We start from the raw sequence: 17,907 nt of genomic DNA, 5'->3' as shown, positions 1-17,907 counted from the left end.
AATCCAGAGCTGCCTATACCGTTCTGGATTGCTTCGCTTCGCTCGCAATGACGAAGCTCTACTTCGCCGGGCGCGATTTGTCGCGCGCGGCGCGGAACTCGTCGCCTTCGTTCCAGTTCGGCCACGCGGTCGTCGATGCGAGCATCCGGCCGACGGCATAGTAGAGCTTCAGGTCGGCGAGCATCCCGTCCCAATTGCCGATTGCATCATACTCGTCGGCGGGTGCGTGATAGCGGTTCTTTTCATAATCTTCCGCCGCCTTCTTGCCGGCTTCCGTGCCGCCCGCGACCAGGTCTTCGCCCGCGCCGAAGTTGAAGAAGGGTACCCCCAGCTTCGCGAAGCTGAAGTGATCCGAACGGTAATAGAAGCCCTTTTCGGGGGTCGGTTCGTCGACGATCGCGATGTTCGCAGCCTTGGCGACCTTTTCGAGATAGGCGTCGAGCTGCGACTTGCCGCGGCCGACGACGACGATGTCCTTCGCGGGGCCGTTGGGGTTAAGCGAGTCCATGTTCACCCCACCGACCGTCTGGCCGAGCGGGAAGATCGGGTTCTCGGCATAATATCTGGAACCGAGCAGACCCGATTCTTCGGCGGTGACGGCGAGGAACACGATGCTGCGGTCGGGCGCTCCGGCCTTCTTGTACGCCTGTGCCAGCGTGACGAGACCCGCGATGCCGCTCGCATTGTCGACCGCGCCGTTGCAGATGCCATCGCCGTTCACCGGCGTGCAGCGGCCCAGATGGTCCCAGTGGCCGGTATAGAGCACATATTCGTCGGGCCGCTTGGCGCCCGGTAGCACACCGATGACGTTATGCGACATCTTCTTGGCGATCGCGTTGTCGAAGCCGAAGGTCGCCTTCACGCCGGTCAGCGCGACGGGCTTGAAGCCCTTCTTCGCGGCTGCGGTGCGCAGCGCGTCGAAATCCTGTCCGGCGCTCGCGAAAAGTTCCTTCGCCTTGCCGAGCTGGATCCAGCCGTTCGCGGCGGTTTCCCTGGCGCCGCCGTCCTTGCTTTCGGCGAGATAATTGGCACCGGTGTTGCTGCTTTCGACGACGTTCCAGCCATAGGCGGCGGGTTCGGTATCGTGGACGATCAGCGCGGCGGCGGCGCCCTGGCGTGCCGCCTCCTCATATTTATAGGTCCAGCGACCGTAATAGGTCATCGCGCGGCCGTTGAATTCGCCCTTGGCTTCCTTTGTCTGCCAGTCGGGGTCGTTGACGAGGATGATGACGGTCTTGCCCTTGACGTCGAGCCCGGCATAGTCGTTCCAGCCCTTTTCGGGCGCGTTGATGCCATAGCCGACGAAAACGACGTCGCTGTCCTTGATCTCGGTCCTCGGCTGCACGCGGTAGCTGAAGGCGACATAGTCCTTCGCATATTGCGCGGTCACCGGGGTCTTGCCGCCGGAGAAGGTAAGCGGGGTCGCATTTTTCGTCGTGATCTCGACCAGCGGGACATCCTGCGTCCACTTGCCTTTGTTGCCGGGCTTCAGCCCCGCCGCCTCATATTGCTTGATCAGATAGGCGATCGTCTTTTCCTCGCCCACGGTGCCGGGCGCGCGGCCCTCATAGGCGTCGGAGGACAGTTCCCTGGTGACATCCTGCAGCGTCTGCAGCGACAGGTCGGGGAACTGGACGTCGGGCAGGGCGATGGCGGTGGCCGCCTTGTCGGCACCGCCGCACGCCGCGACGGACAGGAGGACCGCAAAGGCTGCGGTGGTTCGGGGGAAGCGAAGCATGGAATTCCTTGGGGTTTCGTTTGCGGGCGACCGGGCTTGTGCCAGCCGCCGCGCGTCGATGCAAGGCGCAGCGCAAGAGGCGAAGCTGCCGATAAGGTTCCAAAGACGCTTGATAATTCCGGTGCGGGTGGCAGTCATTCCCCATAAGATTCTAACGGGGGAATATATCTTGGTTTCGCATAAATTTTTCGTTCGGGGCCTGTCGGTGCTGGCCCTGCAGGCGTCGCTTGCCGCTGTCCCGGCAGCGCAGGCGCAGGAGAATGATCTCGCGGCGCGGTTCGGCGCGCTCGAATCGATCCTCGACGTCAGCCTGTCGCCCGATGGTCAGCATCTTGCCTTCATCGGGCAGGGTGCGAAGCAGAAGCGCCAGCTGTTCATCGTCGATACGGCCGAAGGCGCGCAGCCGCGCGTGATCCTGTCGAGCGACGGCGGCGCCGACGGCAGTCTCGGCTGGTGCGGCTGGGTGACCAATGCCCGCCTTGCGTGCCAGACCTTCCAGCGCGATGTGGTGGCCGGCGACATCATGGGGGCGAGCAATATCATTGCCGTCGACGCGACGGGCGGCAATCTTCGCCTGCTCAGCAATCGTCGCAGTGATCGATCGCTCTACGCCGATTTTCGCGGCGGCAATGTGATCGACTGGTCCTCGACCGACAACGGGTCGCTGTTGATGACGCGCAGCTATGTTCCCGAAGCCGCCATCGGTACGAATCTCGCGAAAAAGGCAGAGGGGCTGGGCGTCGACCGGGTGGATTCGGTGAACGGCACGGCGCGCCGTGTCGAATCGGCCAACCGTGATGCGACCAACTATCTCTCGGACGGGCAGGGCAATGTCCGCATCATGGAGACGCAGGGCTATACCAGCAGCGTCGGGCAATATGATCCGGTCGTTCGCTATTCCTTCCGGCCGAAGGGTGGCGGAAGCTGGCAATATCTGGCGCAGCGCGACGTCGTGACCGACGAAGGATTCCGCCCGGCAGCGATCGATGCCGCGACGGATCGCGTCTATGGCTTCCAGAAGATCGACGGCCGCCAGGCGGTGGTCGCGATGGCGCTCGATGGCAGCGGGACGACGACGACCATCTACAAACATCCCGAAGTCGACGTCGACGATATCGTCCGCGTCGGACGTAACGGTCGGATCGTCGGCGTGTCCTATGCCACCGACCAGCGCACCGCCGTCATGACCGACCCCGCGATCGCGAAGATGACGAACTCGCTGTCGCGGGCGCTGGGCGGGAAGCCCGTGGTGATCGTCGACGCGTCGGCCGACGAGAGCCGCTATATCGTTCGCGCCGAATCCGACACCGATCCCGGCGCCTATTATCTCTATGTACCTGCCGCCAAGGAACTGCGGCCGCTCTTGCTGTCGCGCGAACAGCTTGCGACCGTGAAACTGTCGCCGGTAAAGGCGATCACTTATCCTGCGAGCGATGGCACGCTGGTGCCGGGCTATCTGACGCTGCCGCCCGGGCGAACCGACGCGAAGGGACTGCCCGCGATCGTGATGCCGCACGGCGGACCCTCGGCGCGCGATGAATGGGGCTTCGACTGGCTGGCGCAATATTTCGCGCAAAGCGGCTATGCGGTGCTGCAGCCCAATTATCGCGGCTCGGCGGGCTTCGGTGACCAATGGTATCAGAACAACGGTTTCCAGTCGTGGCGCACCGCGGTGGGCGATGTGACCGACGCCGGCCGCTGGCTGGTGAAAGAGGGCGCCGATCCTGCGAAGCTGTCGATCGTCGGCTGGTCCTATGGCGGCTATGCCGCGCTGCAATCGGGGGTACTCGCACCCGACCTGTTCAAGTCGATCGTCGCGATCGCGCCGGTCACCGACCTCGCGCAATTGAAGGATGAGGCGTCACGCGACGGCACCGGCCGCATCGAGGGCAAGTTCATCGGGACGGGGCCGCATATTCGCGAGGGATCGCCCGCAGAAAATGCGGGGGCGATCAAGGCGCCGGTGCTGATGTTCCACGGCACGCTCGACCAGAATGTCGCGATCGCGCAGTCGCGCACGATGAAGCGCGTACTCGAGGGCGCGAAGAAGCGCGTCGAACTCGTCGAATATCCCGACCTCGGCCACGCGCTCGAGGCGTCGGAGGCCCGCACCGAAATGCTGCGGAAGATTTCGGCCTTCCTGCCGCATTGAGGAAGGCCGGTTAAACGAAAAGGGGCGGCCCGTTTCCGGACCGCCCCTTTTTTGAATCGGGTATCGAAACCGATCAGCGCGAATAGAATTCGACGACGAGGTTCGGTTCCATCTTCACCGGATAGGGCACTTCGTCGAGCGTGGGCACGCGGACGAAGGTCGCCTTGGTGCCGTCGAGCGCCAGATATTCGGGCAGGTCGCGCTCGGGCAGGCTCTGCGCTTCGGCGACCAGCGCCATTTCCTGCGCCTTCTTGCCGAGGGTGACTTCGTCGCCCGGCTTCACGAGGCGGCTCGCGATGTTGCACTTCACGCCGTTCACATAGACGTGGCCGTGGCTCACGAGCTGGCGCGCCGAGAAAATCGTCGGCGCGAACTTCGAGCGATAGACGATCGCGTCGAGGCGGCGTTCGAGCAGGCCGATCAGGTTCTGGCCGGTATCGCCCTTCATGCGCGACGCCTCGAAATAGTTCTTCTTAAACTGCTTCTCGGTGATGTCGCCGTAATAGCCCTTCAGCTTCTGCTTCGCGCGGAGCTGGATGCCGAAGTCCGACATCTTGCCCTTGCGGCGCTGACCGTGCTGGCCGGGGCCATATTCGCGGCGGTTGACCGGGCTCTTCGGGCGACCCCAGATGTTTTCGCCCATCCGGCGGTCGAGTTTATACTTGGCGCTCTGGCGCTTCGACATATGTCGTCTCCAATTTGCTGTGTACCGAAGGATTTCGGCGTTTATCCCGGATCGCACCACATAGGCTTGCCATGTGCGACCACCGCTTCACCGGGGTGCGGGGTCAATCTGCGAAGGCGCGCCGTTAGACGGTGGGGAGGTAGGAGTCAAGCCCGCGTCCCACGCTGGACGGCGCGGAAAAAGCCGCTAAAGGCAGCGCGCATGACCGTCATCAAACTACCCGACGAATGCGAAACGATGATCGAGGTGCGCGCGGGGGTCGACCAGATCGACCGCGAACTCGTCGCGCTGCTGGCGCGCCGGTTCGGCTATATGGATGCCGCAGCCCGGATCAAGACCGACCGGAATTCGGTGCGCGACGAAGCCCGCAAGGCCGAGGTTCTCGACAATATCGCGCGTGCAGCGGAAGCCGCGGGGCTGGAGCCCGCACGGCTGCGCGCCGTCTGGAACGAACTGGTCGAACAGTCGATCGCCTATGAAGCGATCAAGTGGGATGCCCTTCGCCGCTGACGCCCGCCAAGACCCTGTTCCTTGCCGAAACAGGGTCCAGGGCTCAGTTGCCGCCGCCGGCGCCGTGGGTCAGGCGCGCATCGCTGCCGACGTTGGTCTGCTGCTCGCTTTCCCACTCCTGCTGCGTCTTGCAGGTCTGGCGCTTCATGCGCGAGCCGGTGTTGGTGTGGCTCTGGCAGATCTTCTTGGGCTTCTTGGCCTTGATGGTGGTCGTCGCGGGATCGGCAGGGGACGCGGCTTCGGGGGCGGCCGCGGACAGCATCAACGAAAGAACGAGAGAGAGCATCATAATCTCCGCATGAGGATGCGCTCCGTTATCGCGGCCGGGGCGTCCTGCCAAGTATCGTAATGATGCCGTGCATCATCCTGATATCATTATACGACCAGCCGGTCTTGGTGAGCGCGGTCCGCAAGGTGCGCAGCGTCGCTTCGGTGCGGTCGGCGGGAAAGAAATAGCCCGCGGCGTCGAGGTCGCGGATGAAATGCTGGATCAGCTGCTCCATCTCGCCATGCTCGGCGGGCGGGTCTAGCGGCACTTCGGGCGGACTCGCCAGCGCGACGCCCTTCGACCATTCATAGGCGAGCAGGATCACCGCCTGCGCGAGGTTCAGCGAGCCGAATTCGGGGTTGATCGGCACCGTCACGATGGTGTGCGCGAGCGCGACATCGTCGGTTTCCAGCCCCGATCGTTCGGGGCCGAAGACATATGCCGATCGGCCCGCCGTCGCGTGGACCTGCTTCGCCGCCTCCTCGGGCGTGAGGACGGGCTTGCTCACGCCGCGCTTGCGCACCGTGGTCGCGTAGATGGTCGTGCAATCGGCCACTGCGTCGGCCAGCGTGTCGAAGACCTCGGCCTTTGTCAGCACGATGTCGGCGCCGGACGCCGCCGGCCCCGCATCGGGGTTTGGCCAGCCGTCGCGCGGCGCGACGAGGCGCAGCTCGGTCAGCCCGAAATTGAGCATCGCGCGCGCCGCCTTGCCGATATTTTCGCCAAGCTGCGGCCGTACCAGAACGATGACGGGGGGCGGGGCGTTCATGGCATTTCCTTCTTCCCGTAGCCGCCGAGGACGCCCTGTTGATGCTGATAGACGCGTTTATCCAGATCATCGGTATGACCAGTGTAATAGGTGCGATCGGCGCAATGGAGGAGGTAGGTCCAGAAAGTCATATGTCGGTTGGTGCAGCCTTCTCGCTTCGCTCGACAATGCCCCTCGTCTTCGCTCGGGGATACGGAGGAGAGGAGGAGCTAATTCTTCTTCGCTGCCTCGGTGATCGAAGAGGCGAATTCCTCGAAATCCTTGGCTTCGGTGAAATCGCGATAGACGCTGGCGAAGCGGATATAGGCGACATTGTCGAAGCCCTTGAGTGCTTCCATCACCATCGCGCCGATCTGCGCCGCCTGCACCTCATTTTCGCCCGAGGTTTCGAGCTGGCGCTGGATGCCCGACACAAGCCGCTCGATCCGCGCGCCGTCGATCGGGCGCTTGCGGCAGGCGATCTGGACGCTGCGCATCAATTTCTCGCGGTCGAAGGGCTCACGACCGCCGCCAGCTTTCAGCACGGCGACCTCGCGCAGCTGGATGCGCTCGAAGGTCGTGAAGCGCGCGCCGCAGTCCTCGCACTGGCGGCGGCGCCGGATCGCCGCACCGTCCTCGGTCGGGCGGCTGTCCTTCACCTGGCTGTCTTCATGTCCGCAATAGGGGCAGCGCATGGATCAGCGTTTCACCCGCGAATAGAGCGCGATCGCGGCGCCCGCGAACAGGCCTACCGGCCAGGTGACGACCGGCAGGATCGCGCCCGCAACCGCCCCGAGCCCGCCGCCGATCAGCACCGGGCGCGTCGAGGGATGGTCCATCCCCTGCTTGCCCATCGCCTTGACCTCTTCGATCGTCAGCTCGACCAGCGTCGGTTCCTCGGGGTGCTGCCGCGCCATTGGATTATCCCTGATAGATGGGGAAGCGTTCGCAGAGCGCGCGGACGCGGCCGCGGACGTCGGCCTCGACATCGGCGTCGCCATGCTCGCCCTTGTCGCGCAGCGCTTCCAGAACGTCGGCGACCATGTCGCCGATCTCTTCGAACTCGGCGATCCCGAAGCCCCGCGTGGTGCCCGCGGGCGACCCGACGCGGATGCCGCTGGTCTTGACCGGCGGCAGCGGATCGAAGGGCACGCCGTTCTTGTTGCAGGTGATCGCGCTGCGTTCGAGCGCCTCGTCGGCGTCGCGGCCCGTGATGCCGAGCGGGCGCAGGTCGATCAGCGCGAGGTGCGTGTCGGTGCCGCCCGCGACGACGTCCGCGCCGCGCGCCTTCAGCCGGTTCGCGAGCGCCTGCGCATTCGCGATCGTTGCCTTCGCATAGTCCTTGAACTCGGGGCGCAGCGCTTCGCCGAACGCTACGGCTTTCGCGGCGATGACATGGACCAGCGGGCCGCCCTGCAGGCCGGGAAAGACCGCCGAATTGATGCGCTTGGCGATCGCCTCGTCATTGGTCAGGATCATGCCGCCGCGCGGGCCGCGCAGCGTCTTGTGCGTCGTCGTGGTGACGACATGCGCATGCTCCATCGGCGACGGATGCGCGCCGCCCGCGACGAGGCCGGCGAAATGCGCCATGTCGACCATCAGCAACGCGCCGACATCATCGGCAATCGCGCGGAATCGCGCAAAGTCGAGCGTGCGGGGGTAGGCCGAGCCGCCCGCGATGATCAGCGAGGGGCGGTGTTCTTTCGCAAGCGCCTCGACCTGGTCGAAATCGACGAGATGGTCGTCGGCGCGGACGCCATATTGCACCGCATTGAACCATTTGCCCGACATGGCGGGCGGGGCGCCGTGGGTCAGGTGGCCGCCGGCGTCGAGGCTCATGCCGAGGATCGTCGCGCCGGGCTTGGTCAGCGCGAGCATCACCGCGCCGTTCGCCTGCGCCCCCGAATGCGGCTGGACGTTGGCGAAATTGCAGTCGAACAGCTTCTTCGCGCGGTCGATCGCCAGCGTTTCGACCTCGTCCGACGGCGCGCAGCCCTGATAGTAGCGCTTGCCCGGATAGCCCTCGGCATATTTGTTGGTGAAGACCGAGCCCTGCGCCTCCAGCACCGCCTTCGAGACGATATTTTCCGAGGCGATCAGCTCGATCTGATATTGCTCGCGCTCGAGTTCATGCTTGATCGCGGCGGCGACCGCCGGATCGGTCGCGCCGACGCCATCGGTGAAATAGCCGGCCGACTTGATGGGCTTGGCGAGCGTTTCGGTGGTCATCGGCTGGTCTCCAGAATGGGAGGGTGGGAAAGCTTGTCGACGCGGCGTGCGTGGCGGTCGCCCGCGAAGTCGGTGGTCAGGAAAGCGGTGATACACGCTTTCGCCATATCGATGCCGGTCAACCGCGCGCCGAGCGCGATGACATTGGCGTCATTATGCTCGCGCGACAGTTTCGCCGACAGCGGTTCGGAAACGAGCGCACAGCGGCACACGGGATTGCGGTTGACCGAGATCGAGATGCCGATGCCCGATCCACAGAGCGCGACGCCCCTTTCGGCGCTGCCGCTCGCCACAGCCTCGGCAAGGCGATAGCCATAGTCGGGATAATCGACGCTGTCGGGGCCGTCGGTGCCGAGATCGGCGACCTCGTGCCCGTCGGCGCGCAGCCACTCGGCGAGCAGGGCCTTGAGCTCGTAAGCGGCGTGGTCAGAGGCTATCGCGATGCGCATGGCGCGGCTCCCGTGTGGTCGAAGGGAATCGATGAGCGCGCTTTAGGCGAAGCGTCGCGAATTGGCCATAAGCCGCAATCCATTATTTTGTCACAAAGCGGGCCCGACCGGAGAGCGGGTTTGACCGGGCAGGGGACGCCGCGTAGAGCGCCGCCATGGGTGACACGCTGCTTTCGATCGCCATGCTCGGCGGTTTTGCGCTGCTCGGCGGCGCATTCATGGTCTTCCGCCACGGCGACCGCCGCCGCGCGCTCCTGATGGTGGTCGCGGCGCTGGTGCTGTTCGCCAATGTGGCGATCTGGATGATCCCGACGAAGTGAAAAATGCTCCCCATCGCTGCGCGACAGGGAGGATCTGAATGTCAGCGGATCGGCGAATCGGGGGCGAGCCGCATATCCAGATAGTTATCGAGCGACTTCATCAACTGGTCGAGCTCATGTTCGAAGAAGTGATTGGCGCGCGGGATCTCGTCGTGATGGATGGTGATGCCCTTTTGCGTGCGCAGCTTGTCGACGAGCTTCTGGATCGCAGCCGGAGGAACGATCTCGTCCTGGCCGCCCGCAACGATGATGCCCGACGAGGGGCAAGGCGCGAGGAAGCTGAAGTCGTACATGTTCGCCGGCGGCGCGACCGACAGGAAGCCGCGGATTTCGGGGCGGCGCATCAAGAGCTGCATCCCGATCCACGCGCCGAAGCTGAAGCCCGCGACCCAGGTCGTCTGCGCCTCGGGGTGGATCGACTGCACCCAGTCGAGCGCCGACGCGGCATCGCTGAGTTCGCCGATGCCGTTGTCGAACGTGCCCTGGCTGCGGCCGACGCCGCGGAAGTTGAAGCGGAGCACTGCGAAACCGCGCGCGACGAAGCTCTTGTACATCGCCTGCGTGATGCGGTCGTTCATCGTGCCGCCGCCCTGCGGATGCGGGTGCAGGATCAGCGCGACCGGCGCGCGCGGGCGCGGCGGCGGCGAAAAACGGCCTTCGATGCGGCCCTCGGGGCCGGGGAAAATCACGTCGGGCATGGGTGCACCTCTTGTCTTTTTGAACTCAAAGCCGAATCGCCGGCTGGCGGGGTGGCGGAGCGAAGGTGGCGCCTATATAGAAATTGGGTAGCAAGTTGCAACTTTTGCGAATCGCTCGCAATAGAGTGGCGACACGCTCCCCGTTTCCGTTCGTGTCGAGCGAAGTCGAGACACCCAGAAGGCATGTGTCACCGATGGGCATCTCGACGTCGCTCGATGCGAACGGGGTTTGATTGATTCCTTACAGACGATTGCCGCGCCCCATGATTTACCTCGACTATCAGGCCACGACGCCGCTCGCCCCCGAAGCGCGCGAGGCGATGCTGCGCTGGCTCGAAGGACCCGGAGAAGGAGGCGGCTTCGCTAATCCATCGAGCACGCACAAGGCGGGCCGCGCCGCGGCGGCAGCGGTCGAAGTCGCGCGCGATCAGGTCGCGGCGCTGCTGCCGAAGGGCGGGCGGGTCTTCTTCACATCGGGCGCGACCGAGGCGCTCAATTGGGCGCTGTTCAGCGGCGCGAAGGCGAAGCCGGGCGGCGTCGCGGGGCTCAGCATCGAACATGCCGCGTCGCTGCAGTGCCTCGAACGGCTGAATGCAAATATTCTGCCGGTGGACGGCGAGGGGCTGGCGCTGCCGCCCGACGACACACTGATTCCCGAAAACGGCATCGTCGCGACAATGCTGGTCAACAACGAAGTCGGAACGATCCAGCCGGTCGCTGATTTCGCAGTGGCGGCGCGCGCGAAGAACAGTCTGCTGCTTTGCGACGCGGTGCAGGGCTATGGCCGCGTGGCGATCCCGGCGGACGCCGACCTGATCGCGGTCTCGGCGCACAAGATCCACGGACCCAAGGGCATCGGCGCGCTGTGGGTTCGCGACGGCATCGACCTTGAACCCTTGATGTTCGGCGGCGCGCAGGAGCAGGGGATGCGATCGGGAACCGTCTCGCCTGCGCTCTGCGCCGGTTTCGGCGCCGCGGCGGCGCTCGCCGCCGAGCGGCTCGACAAGGATGCCGAGCATGTCGAGCGCCTCTGGTCGGTAGCGATGGATACGCTCCCCCAATGGACGCTCAACGGCGCCGAAAGCCCGCGTTATCAAGGCAATCTCAACATCCGCCGCGAGGGCGTGAACGGTCTCCGCCTGATGTCCGACGCCCGCAATGTCGCTTTCTCGCTCGGCAGCGCGTGCGGCAGCGGGTCGGGCAAGGTCAGCCATGTGCTGCGCGCGATGGGGGTCAGCGAAGCCGACGCCCGTGCCTCGATCCGTCTCGGTTGGGGACGCTACACCACCGAAGCGGAGTTGCGCGAGGGGCTGCAGGCGATCAAGGATGCCGCGCGGCTCCAGGGGGTTAATTGATGCGCGTCACCTTCATCCACGCCGACGGCAAGGGGCGCACCGAGGCCGAGGCGAAGCCGGGAGATATCCTGCTCGACGTCGCGCAGGCGCATCTGATGCCGCTCGAAGGGACGTGCGAGGGCCAGATGGCCTGCTCGACCTGCCATGTCATCGTCGACAGGCAGGATTTCGACCGCCTCCCCGAAGCCAGCGAGATGGAGGAAGACATGCTCGACCTCGCCGCCGGGGTGCGCCGGACGAGCCGCCTGTCGTGCCAGATCGTGCTGACCGAGGAGTTGGACGGGCTGACGGTCCATATTCCCTCCGAAAGCCGCAATATGCAGGGGCCGCGCTGACAGCTAACGACCGGTTGCCGTCTTGGTGATTCCCGGCGAAAGCCGGGATCCAGGCAATGAGCGCTGCGCTTGCTTCATGGGCCCCGGCTTTCGCCGGGGTGCACATTATGACTGCAAACGACCGATTGCGGTCCTAGACGATCCTCCCCCACCGGGGGAGGGGGACCACCCGTAGGGTGGTGGAGGGGCACAGGAGATCATAGGCCGCGCCAGACTGCACGTACCCCTCCACCATGCTTCGCATGGTCCCCCTCCCCGTGCCGGGGAGGATCGGCGACGTCCGCTTCCCACCCCGAAGCGGCCGTCAGCCTTCGAGCAGCGCTTTCGTTGCCGCCGCGACGTCGTCCTGGCGCATCACGCTTTCGCCGACGAGAAAGGCTTTTACGCCGCTTTCCGCGAGGCGTTGGCAGTCTGCATGGGTCGCGATGCCGCTTTCGCCGACGAGCAACGTGCCCGCCGGAACGCGCTTCGCAAGGCGCTCGGTGACGGCGAGATCGGTTTCGAAGGTGCGCAGGTCACGGTTGTTGACGCCGATCAAGCGCGACTGGAGCTTGGCCAGAGCCCGGTCGAGTTCGGCTTCGTCGTGGACTTCGACAAGCACGTCCATGCCGCGCTCGACCGCCGCCGCCTCGATGTCGCGCATGGCGCCGTCGTCGAGTGCCGCGACGATGATCAGGATCGCATCGGCGCCGATCGAGCGCGCCTCGGCGACCTGCCAGGGGTCGATCATGAAATCCTTGCGCAGGACGGGCAGATCGCACGCGGTGCGCGCGGCGATGAGGAACTCTTCATGCCCCTGAAAATAAGGGGCGTCGGTGAGCACCGAGAGGCAGGCCGCGCCGCCGGCGGCATAGGCGCGGGCATGGTCGGCGGGATTGAAATTGCGACGAATCAATCCCTTGGAAGGCGATGCTTTCTTGATTTCGGCGATCAGGGCGTAGCCGCCCGCATCGATCCTTGCCTGCAGGGCGGCTTGAAAGCCGCGCGGAGCGCCCGCGTCGACACGGTCGAGGTCGGCCATCGAATAGGCCTGCCGCCGGGTCGCGACCTCATCCGCCTTGGTGGCGAGGATTTGGGTGAGCTTGTTCATCTGTAGGCGATCCAGCAATTGAGGAGAGCGTTGGCAAGCCCCTTGTCGATGGCTTCGGCGGCTTCCTCGACCCCGTCGATCCGGTTTTCGACCGCTCCGGCGACGAGGAGCGCCTCGGCGGCATTATAAAGCACGGCGTCGCGATAGGCGTTCCGTTCGCCTTGCAGTAGGCTGCGCAGCGCGCGGGCATTTTCTCGCGCATCGCCGCCGCGGATCGCCGAAATGGGATGGCTGGGAAGCCCCGCGTCGGCCGCAACGCTGCGCTGCATACGGACATTCTCGCGCGTGACGATCGCGACCTCGTTGCCGCCGGCGAGCGAGAGTTCGTCGAGCCCTTCGTCGCCGGAAATCACCCGCGAATGATCCGTCCCCAGCCGGTGCAGCGCCTCTGCATAGACGGGGACATAGGCGGGGCGCGCGATGCCGACGAGCTGGCGGGTGACGCGCGCCGGGTTGGCGAGCGGGCCCATCAGGTTGAAGATGGTGCGGCGGCCGATCGCCTTGCGGATCGGCATGATGTGCTTCATCGCCGGATGGTGGTGCGCGGCGAACAGGAAACAGATGCCGAGGTCGGCCAGCTGCGCTTCGGCCATCTGCGCGGCGCGTTCCATGTCGAGGCCGAGGGCTTCGAGCGTGTCGGCGGCGCCCGATTTGGAAGAAGCTGCGCGATTTCCGTGCTTTGCCACAGGAACTTCGCACGCCGCCACGACGATCGCGACCGCAGTCGAGACATTCAGCGTATGGTGACCGTCGCCGCCGGTGCCGCAGACGTCGATCGCCCCGGCCGGCGCATCGATCGGGATCATCCGGTCGCGCATCGCCTGCGCCGCAGCGGCGATTTCGACCATCGTTTCGCCGCGCTCGGCCAGCGCGATCAGGAATTCGGTGATCGCCTCGTCGCTGGCGGTGCTGTCGAGAATGGCGGCGAAAGCGGCCGCTGCCTCGTCATGATCCAGCAGTTCGGCGGGATCGGGAAGCGGACCGAAGCGGCTCATGCCGCCTGCCGCGCCGCCACCGGCAGTCCCGCGAGGTGCAGGAAATTGGCGAGCATCGCGTGGCCATGCTCGGTCGCGATGCTTTCGGGATGGAATTGCACCCCGTGGATCGGCAGCTCTGCGTGGCGCAAGCCCATCACCGCGCCATCATCGCTGGTCGCGTTGATCAGCAATTCGGCAGGAATATCGACGACCTCGAGGCTGTGATAGCGCGTCGCGGTGAGCGGCGATGGCAGGTCGATGAACAGGCCGGTGCCGTCGTGGCAGACGGGCGAGGTCTTGCCGTGCATCAGGTGGCCGCGCTGGACGATCCCGCCGAAATGCTGGCCGATCGCCTGATGGCCGAGGCAGACGCCAAGCAGCGGCCGCTTCGCTGCAGCGCAGGCGGCAACGAGATCGAGGCTGACGCCCGCCTCGTTCGGGGTGCAGGGACCGGGCGAGATGAGGAAAGCCGATGCGCCCGTCGCGAGTGCTTCGGCGGCGGTCAGCGCGTCGTTGCGCTCGACGCGCACCTCGGCCCCCAGCTCGATCAGATAGTGAACGAGGTTGAAGGTGAAGCTGTCATAATTGTCGATGACGAGGATCATGGGGGCGCCCTAACGGCTTTGCGGGAATTGGGGAAGGGATAGAAGCTTTTCGCGCCGCAATGCTGGCTTTTAGGCCACCATGCGCACGACGACCTTGCCCTTCGCACGTCCGGATTCGAGATAGGCGATCGCATCGCCGATCTCGGCAAAGGCGAATACGCGGTCGATGACGGGCTCCAGCCTTCCGTCGACGATGAGCTGCGCGAGTTCGGCGAGTTCGGCGCCGCTGGGATGCATGAAGAGATAGCGGTACCTCACGCTCTTTCTGCGAGCCTTGGCGCGGAGGCCGAAGCTGGCGAACCAGAAGAGCGCAGCGAGGCCCGCGCCGCGGCCGAGATCCTTTCGTGCGGTCAGCGGTTCCGGCATTCCCGCGACCGAAACGACCATGCCGCCGGGCTTTACGACGCCGAAGCATTTTTCGAGTGTGTCACCGCCGATCAGGTCAAAGGCGCCGTCCATGTCGCGCACTTCGTCCTCGAAATTCTGCGTGGTGTAGTCGATGATATGGTCGGCGCCGAGGCGTTCGACGAGCGCGCGGCCGTGTGGCGAGGCAGTGGTCGTTACCTCGGCGCCGAGCCATTTGGCGATCTGGATCGCGAAAGTGCCGACGCCGCCCGCGCCGCCGGGGATGAGGACGCGACTGCCGGGTTTGAGCTGCAATTCGTCGCGTAGCGCTTGAAGCGCGGTGAGGCCGGCGAGCGGAATGCCCGCGGCGGTATCGAAATCGATCGACGCCGGCAGGAGCGCAATGTGGCTCGCGGGAGCGGCTGCATAGTCGGCAAAGGCACCCATCCGGCTCTTCGGAACGCGCGCAAAGACACGGTCGCCGGGCTTGAAGTTGGTGACACCTTCGCCGATGCCTTCGACGGTGCCGGCGAGTTCATTGCCCATGACGACCGGGAAATCATAGCCCTGCACGACCTTCAGCATGCCGTCGCGGGTCTTGAAATCGACCGGGTTGAGGCCCGCGGCGTGGACGCGGACGAGGACGTCGCCGGAACCGGGAACGGGGCACGGGACTTCCTGCAACCCGGTCGCTTCAGCGCCGCCGTAGCGATTAAGAACAAAGCCCTGCATCCGTGTCACTCCGCCATCAGCTTCGCAAGATCGTCTTTCCAGAATTTCGCCCAGGTGTGCGTGCTGTGGCCCTTGGTCTCGGCGCTCGCAGGGATGAGGATGTAGCGCGCGCGGGGCATGCGCTTCACACCCTCTGCGGGGTAGGAGAAGCCCGGCGGGTTGATGAAATCGTCGGCCGAGTTGATCCAGAGCACCGGCACGGTGATCTTTTCGAGGTTCGGCCACGGGTTGTAATTGCGCGACGAATCAAGCTGGTAAATCGTGTCGTTCGCATCGTTGCGGCCAAAGGTGCGCGCGAAGGCCTCGTCCTTATATTTTTCCGCCGCGACGCGGGTCGGATACTGCGCCTGCAGCGCATAGGGGTTTGCGCCCGCGATCATCGTGAGCGAGGCGGCGGTGCGCAGGCCGCCGAGCGGCGGGTCGGTGTAATTGCCGTCCTGCCACAGCGGATCGGCCTTGATCGCGTCGATCGTAAGCGTGCGCCACATGCGGTTCTGCCCCGCGATCTCGACCGGCAGGCAGGCAAAGGGGGCGAGGCGTTCGGCAAATCCGGGGTAGGTTTCGCCCCAGACGAAGGCGTGCATACAGCCCATCGAGGTGCCGAGGATCAGTTTGAGCTTCTGCACGCCGAGCTTTTCGGTCAGCATCCGATATTGCGCGGCGACCATGTCGTCGTAATCATATTTGGGGAACCGCATCCGGAGGCCGTCGCTGGGCTTCGACGAGCCGCCGTGGCCGAGATTGTCGGGCAGGATGACATAATATTTGCCGGTATCGAGCAATTGGCCGTGGCCGAAGAGTTCGTTCGCGAACTGCGGCTGGAAGAATTGCTTGCCGGTGCCGCCGGTGCCGTGGAGGATCATTACGGCGTTGGTGACATTGCCCTTTTTGTCGCGCTGCGGGGTACCGAGCGTCGTATAGTGCATCCTGGTTTCGGGCAGCTTTTCGCCGGTGCCGAAGGTGAAATCCTTGAGGATCGCGTCGCCCTCGACGGCGCCTTCGACGGTCTGGGCCTGAGCGGGGGCGATGCTGGCGAGCAGCAGGGCGAGCGGGGCGAGGAGTTTGCGCATGGGGGGAAGGCTAGCGGGTTTTAGAAATGGAATGAAGTAGGGCAGGACGATAGCAAGGGCGCACCCACCCGGCGTGATCGGCTATTGCCCGTAACCCGGCGTGCCCGCGAGCCGCACCGCCTCGCGCGCGGCGGCGAAGAGCGCGCCGGCCTTGGCCTCGCACTCGCGCTGCTCATAGGCGGGGTCGCTGTCGGCGACGATGCCCGCGCCTGCCTGGACGTGCATTTCGCCGTCCTTCACGATCGCGGTCCTGAGGACGATGCAGCTGTCCATATTGCCGTCGGGCGCGAAATAGCCGACGCCGCCGGCGTAGGGCCCGCGCGCATCGGCTTCGAGTTCGGCGATGATCTGGCAGGCGCGCACCTTGGGCGCACCGCTGACCGTGCCGGCGGGGAAGCCCGCGAACAGCGCGTCGATCGCGTCCTTGTCGGGCGCGATGCGGCCGATGACGTTCGACACGATATGCATGACGTGGCTGTAGAATTCGACCGTGTAGCTGTCAGTGACGGTCACGCTGCCGCCGGTCGCGGCGCGGCCGACGTCGTTGCGGCCGAGGTCGAGGAGCATCAGATGCTCGGCGCGTTCCTTGGGGTCCGCGAGCAGGCTTTCGCGATTTTCGGCATCCTCGGCGCTCGTGCGACCGCGCGGGCGGGTGCCGGCGATGGGCCTGATCGTGATCTCGCCGTCGCGGACGCGGACGAGAATCTCGGGGGACGAGCCGATGATCGCAAAGCCGGGCAGATCGAGGAAATAGAGGAAGGGGGATGGGTTGATGCGCCTAAGCGCGCGATAGAGGTCGAAGGGCGGCAGGTCGAACGGGGTCGAGAAACGCTGCGAGAGGACGACCTGAAAGATATCGCCCGCGGCGATATATTCCTTCGCCGCCGCGACCATCTTCGCGAACTGCGCGGGCGTCGTCGCGGGGGTCGCGGCAATGTCGGTGGGCAAGGCACCGGTCGTGGCGCGGTCGGCGTGCGCGCTCGCGCTCGACAGGCGCGCGGCGACATCGTCGAGCCGGTCCTGCGCCGCTTCGATCATCCGGTCGATGGCCCCTTCGGGATCGGGCCAAATCGGCGCGATCAGGAAGAGCTCGTCGGCGAGGCGGTCGAAGACGAGGATCACCGTCGGCCGCATGAACACCATGTCGGGCAGGCCGAGGCCCGCGCCCGGCGCGCGCGGAATACGCTCGACGAGGCCGATCGTTTCGTAGGCGAAGAAGCCGACGAGCGTGGCGAGCGCCTTCGGCAGCGCGTCCGGTACGTCGAAGCGGCATTCGGCGACGAGGTCGCGCAACGCCTGCAGCGCGCCCGTATCGAGCGGCTGGAACGCGGTGCGGTCGCGGCGCCAGTTGCGGTTGATGCGGGCCGAGTCGCCGGTGACCTCAAAGAGCAGGTCGGGGTCGAGCCCGATCAGGCTGTAACGGCCGCGCGTCTCGCCGCTTTCGACCGATTCGAGCACCCAGTCGCCGCGTCCGGGCTCGATAAGCTTCAGCGCGGCCGACACCGGGGTCTCGACGTCGGCGATCAGCCGCTGCCACACGACCGCGCCGCGGCCCTGCGCCAGCGCCTCGAGCGCCGCGGCTCTGCCCTCGATCGCCACGC

At 65.4% G+C, this 17,907-nt stretch carries 21 protein-coding genes; 5 read left to right on the top strand and 16 right to left on the bottom strand.

Annotation, left to right across the window (positions count from 1 at the left end):
• Nucleotides 1-58: 58 nt before the first annotated feature.
• Entirely contained in the window at nucleotides 59-1,738 is a 1,680-nt protein-coding gene (locus ATE64_RS06160; protein WP_058453873.1) for a M28 family metallopeptidase, read from the bottom strand.
• A 169-nt stretch (nucleotides 1,739-1,907) separates the two neighbouring features.
• On the opposite strand from ATE64_RS06160, the gene ATE64_RS06155 reads away from it, so the two are divergent.
• Nucleotides 1,908-3,890 carry a S9 family peptidase gene (locus ATE64_RS06155; RefSeq protein WP_231729097.1) on the top strand — a complete coding sequence of 661 codons (1,983 nt, stop codon included), beginning with the start codon at nucleotides 1,908-1,910 and terminating at the stop codon, nucleotides 3,888-3,890.
• Between the two features lie 73 nt (nucleotides 3,891-3,963).
• On the opposite strand, the gene rpsD is transcribed toward ATE64_RS06155, so the two are convergent.
• Nucleotides 3,964-4,575 carry a 30S ribosomal protein S4 gene (gene rpsD, locus ATE64_RS06150; RefSeq protein WP_058453872.1) on the bottom strand — a complete coding sequence of 204 codons (612 nt, stop codon included), beginning with the start codon at nucleotides 4,573-4,575 and terminating at the stop codon, nucleotides 3,964-3,966.
• Between the two features lie 201 nt (nucleotides 4,576-4,776).
• Between rpsD and ATE64_RS21965 the strand changes: the two genes are divergently transcribed.
• A complete protein-coding gene (locus ATE64_RS21965) occupies nucleotides 4,777-5,085 on the top strand; it encodes a chorismate mutase (RefSeq protein WP_058453871.1) in 309 nt (102 codons plus the stop codon).
• 43 nt (nucleotides 5,086-5,128) lie between these two features.
• Here ATE64_RS21965 and ATE64_RS06140 read toward each other — a convergent pair whose 3' ends face one another.
• The 7 genes from ATE64_RS06140 to rpiB form a co-directional block, all read right to left on the bottom strand.
• Entirely contained in the window at nucleotides 5,129-5,374 is a 246-nt protein-coding gene (locus ATE64_RS06140) for a hypothetical protein (protein WP_058453870.1), read from the bottom strand.
• Nucleotides 5,375-5,399: 25 nt separating this feature from the next.
• Nucleotides 5,400-6,122, bottom strand: a complete 723-nt coding sequence (locus ATE64_RS06135; protein WP_058453869.1) for an RNA methyltransferase — start codon at nucleotides 6,120-6,122, stop codon at nucleotides 5,400-5,402.
• Nucleotides 6,119-6,253: a GIY-YIG nuclease family protein gene (locus ATE64_RS21040; RefSeq protein ID WP_082657603.1), complete on the bottom strand. Its 135-nt coding sequence runs from the start codon at nucleotides 6,251-6,253 to the stop codon at nucleotides 6,119-6,121. Before ATE64_RS21040 ends, ATE64_RS06135 begins: the two co-directional genes overlap by 4 nt.
• A 78-nt stretch (nucleotides 6,254-6,331) precedes the next feature.
• The gene (nrdR, locus tag ATE64_RS06130) at nucleotides 6,332-6,796 is read right to left on the bottom strand and encodes a transcriptional regulator NrdR (RefSeq protein WP_058453868.1); all 465 of its coding nucleotides are present in this window, start codon (nucleotides 6,794-6,796) and stop codon (nucleotides 6,332-6,334) included.
• Nucleotides 6,797-6,799: 3 nt separating this feature from the next.
• Nucleotides 6,800-7,018 (bottom strand): hypothetical protein, encoded by a 219-nt coding sequence (locus tag ATE64_RS06125; RefSeq protein ID WP_058453867.1) that lies wholly within the window; start codon nucleotides 7,016-7,018, stop codon nucleotides 6,800-6,802.
• 4 nt (nucleotides 7,019-7,022) lie between these two features.
• Entirely contained in the window at nucleotides 7,023-8,330 is a 1,308-nt protein-coding gene (gene glyA / locus ATE64_RS06120; protein WP_058453866.1) for a serine hydroxymethyltransferase, read from the bottom strand.
• Nucleotides 8,327-8,779, bottom strand: coding sequence for a ribose 5-phosphate isomerase B (gene rpiB / locus ATE64_RS06115; RefSeq protein WP_058453865.1), 453 nt, complete (start codon nucleotides 8,777-8,779; stop codon nucleotides 8,327-8,329). Before rpiB ends, glyA begins: the two co-directional genes overlap by 4 nt.
• Before the next feature lie 155 nt (nucleotides 8,780-8,934).
• Here rpiB and ATE64_RS21960 point away from each other — a divergent pair, with 155 nt between their 5' ends.
• Entirely contained in the window at nucleotides 8,935-9,099 is a 165-nt protein-coding gene (locus ATE64_RS21960; protein WP_167541744.1) for a hypothetical protein, read from the top strand.
• Between the two features lie 41 nt (nucleotides 9,100-9,140).
• Here ATE64_RS21960 and ATE64_RS06110 read toward each other — a convergent pair whose 3' ends face one another.
• Nucleotides 9,141-9,797, bottom strand: coding sequence for an alpha/beta hydrolase (locus tag ATE64_RS06110; RefSeq protein WP_058453864.1), 657 nt, complete (start codon nucleotides 9,795-9,797; stop codon nucleotides 9,141-9,143).
• 263 nt (nucleotides 9,798-10,060) lie between these two features.
• On the opposite strand from ATE64_RS06110, the gene ATE64_RS06105 reads away from it, so the two are divergent.
• Both ATE64_RS06105 and ATE64_RS06100 read left to right on the top strand, forming a co-directional pair.
• Nucleotides 10,061-11,152, top strand: coding sequence for an aminotransferase class V-fold PLP-dependent enzyme (locus ATE64_RS06105; RefSeq protein WP_058453863.1), 1,092 nt, complete (start codon nucleotides 10,061-10,063; stop codon nucleotides 11,150-11,152).
• Nucleotides 11,149-11,487: a 2Fe-2S iron-sulfur cluster-binding protein gene (locus tag ATE64_RS06100; protein WP_156416529.1), complete on the top strand. Its 339-nt coding sequence runs from the start codon at nucleotides 11,149-11,151 to the stop codon at nucleotides 11,485-11,487. The genes ATE64_RS06105 and ATE64_RS06100 overlap by 4 nt, the downstream gene beginning before the upstream one ends.
• 304 nt (nucleotides 11,488-11,791) lie before the next feature.
• On the opposite strand, the gene trpC is transcribed toward ATE64_RS06100, so the two are convergent.
• The 6 genes from trpC to trpE all read right to left on the bottom strand — a co-directional run bounded on the left by trpC (nucleotide 11,792) and on the right by trpE (nucleotide 17,905).
• Nucleotides 11,792-12,577 carry an indole-3-glycerol phosphate synthase TrpC gene (gene trpC / locus ATE64_RS06095; protein WP_058456390.1) on the bottom strand — a complete coding sequence of 262 codons (786 nt, stop codon included), beginning with the start codon at nucleotides 12,575-12,577 and terminating at the stop codon, nucleotides 11,792-11,794.
• Nucleotides 12,574-13,572 carry an anthranilate phosphoribosyltransferase gene (gene trpD, locus ATE64_RS06090; protein ID WP_058456391.1) on the bottom strand — a complete coding sequence of 333 codons (999 nt, stop codon included), beginning with the start codon at nucleotides 13,570-13,572 and terminating at the stop codon, nucleotides 12,574-12,576. The genes trpC and trpD overlap by 4 nt, the downstream gene beginning before the upstream one ends.
• Nucleotides 13,569-14,159, bottom strand: a complete 591-nt coding sequence (locus ATE64_RS06085; protein WP_058456392.1) for an aminodeoxychorismate/anthranilate synthase component II — start codon at nucleotides 14,157-14,159, stop codon at nucleotides 13,569-13,571. Before ATE64_RS06085 ends, trpD begins: the two co-directional genes overlap by 4 nt.
• Nucleotides 14,160-14,228: 69 nt before the next feature.
• Nucleotides 14,229-15,236, bottom strand: a complete 1,008-nt coding sequence (locus ATE64_RS06080; protein ID WP_058456393.1) for an NADP-dependent oxidoreductase — start codon at nucleotides 15,234-15,236, stop codon at nucleotides 14,229-14,231.
• A 5-nt stretch (nucleotides 15,237-15,241) separates the two neighbouring features.
• On the bottom strand, nucleotides 15,242-16,306 hold the full coding sequence (locus tag ATE64_RS06075; RefSeq protein ID WP_058456394.1) for an alpha/beta fold hydrolase: 1,065 nt from the start codon (nucleotides 16,304-16,306) through the stop codon (nucleotides 15,242-15,244).
• Nucleotides 16,307-16,387: 81 nt separating this feature from the next.
• Nucleotides 16,388-17,905, bottom strand: coding sequence for an anthranilate synthase component I (gene trpE / locus ATE64_RS06070; RefSeq protein WP_058456395.1), 1,518 nt, complete (start codon nucleotides 17,903-17,905; stop codon nucleotides 16,388-16,390).
• Nucleotides 17,906-17,907: the final 2 nt, after the last annotated feature.

Source organism: Sphingopyxis sp. H073, assembly GCF_001468395.1.
Lineage (GTDB): Bacteria > Pseudomonadota > Alphaproteobacteria > Sphingomonadales > Sphingomonadaceae > Sphingopyxis.
Note: the sequence above shows the minus strand (reverse complement) of the source record. Positions and strands in the feature narration are given on the sequence as shown.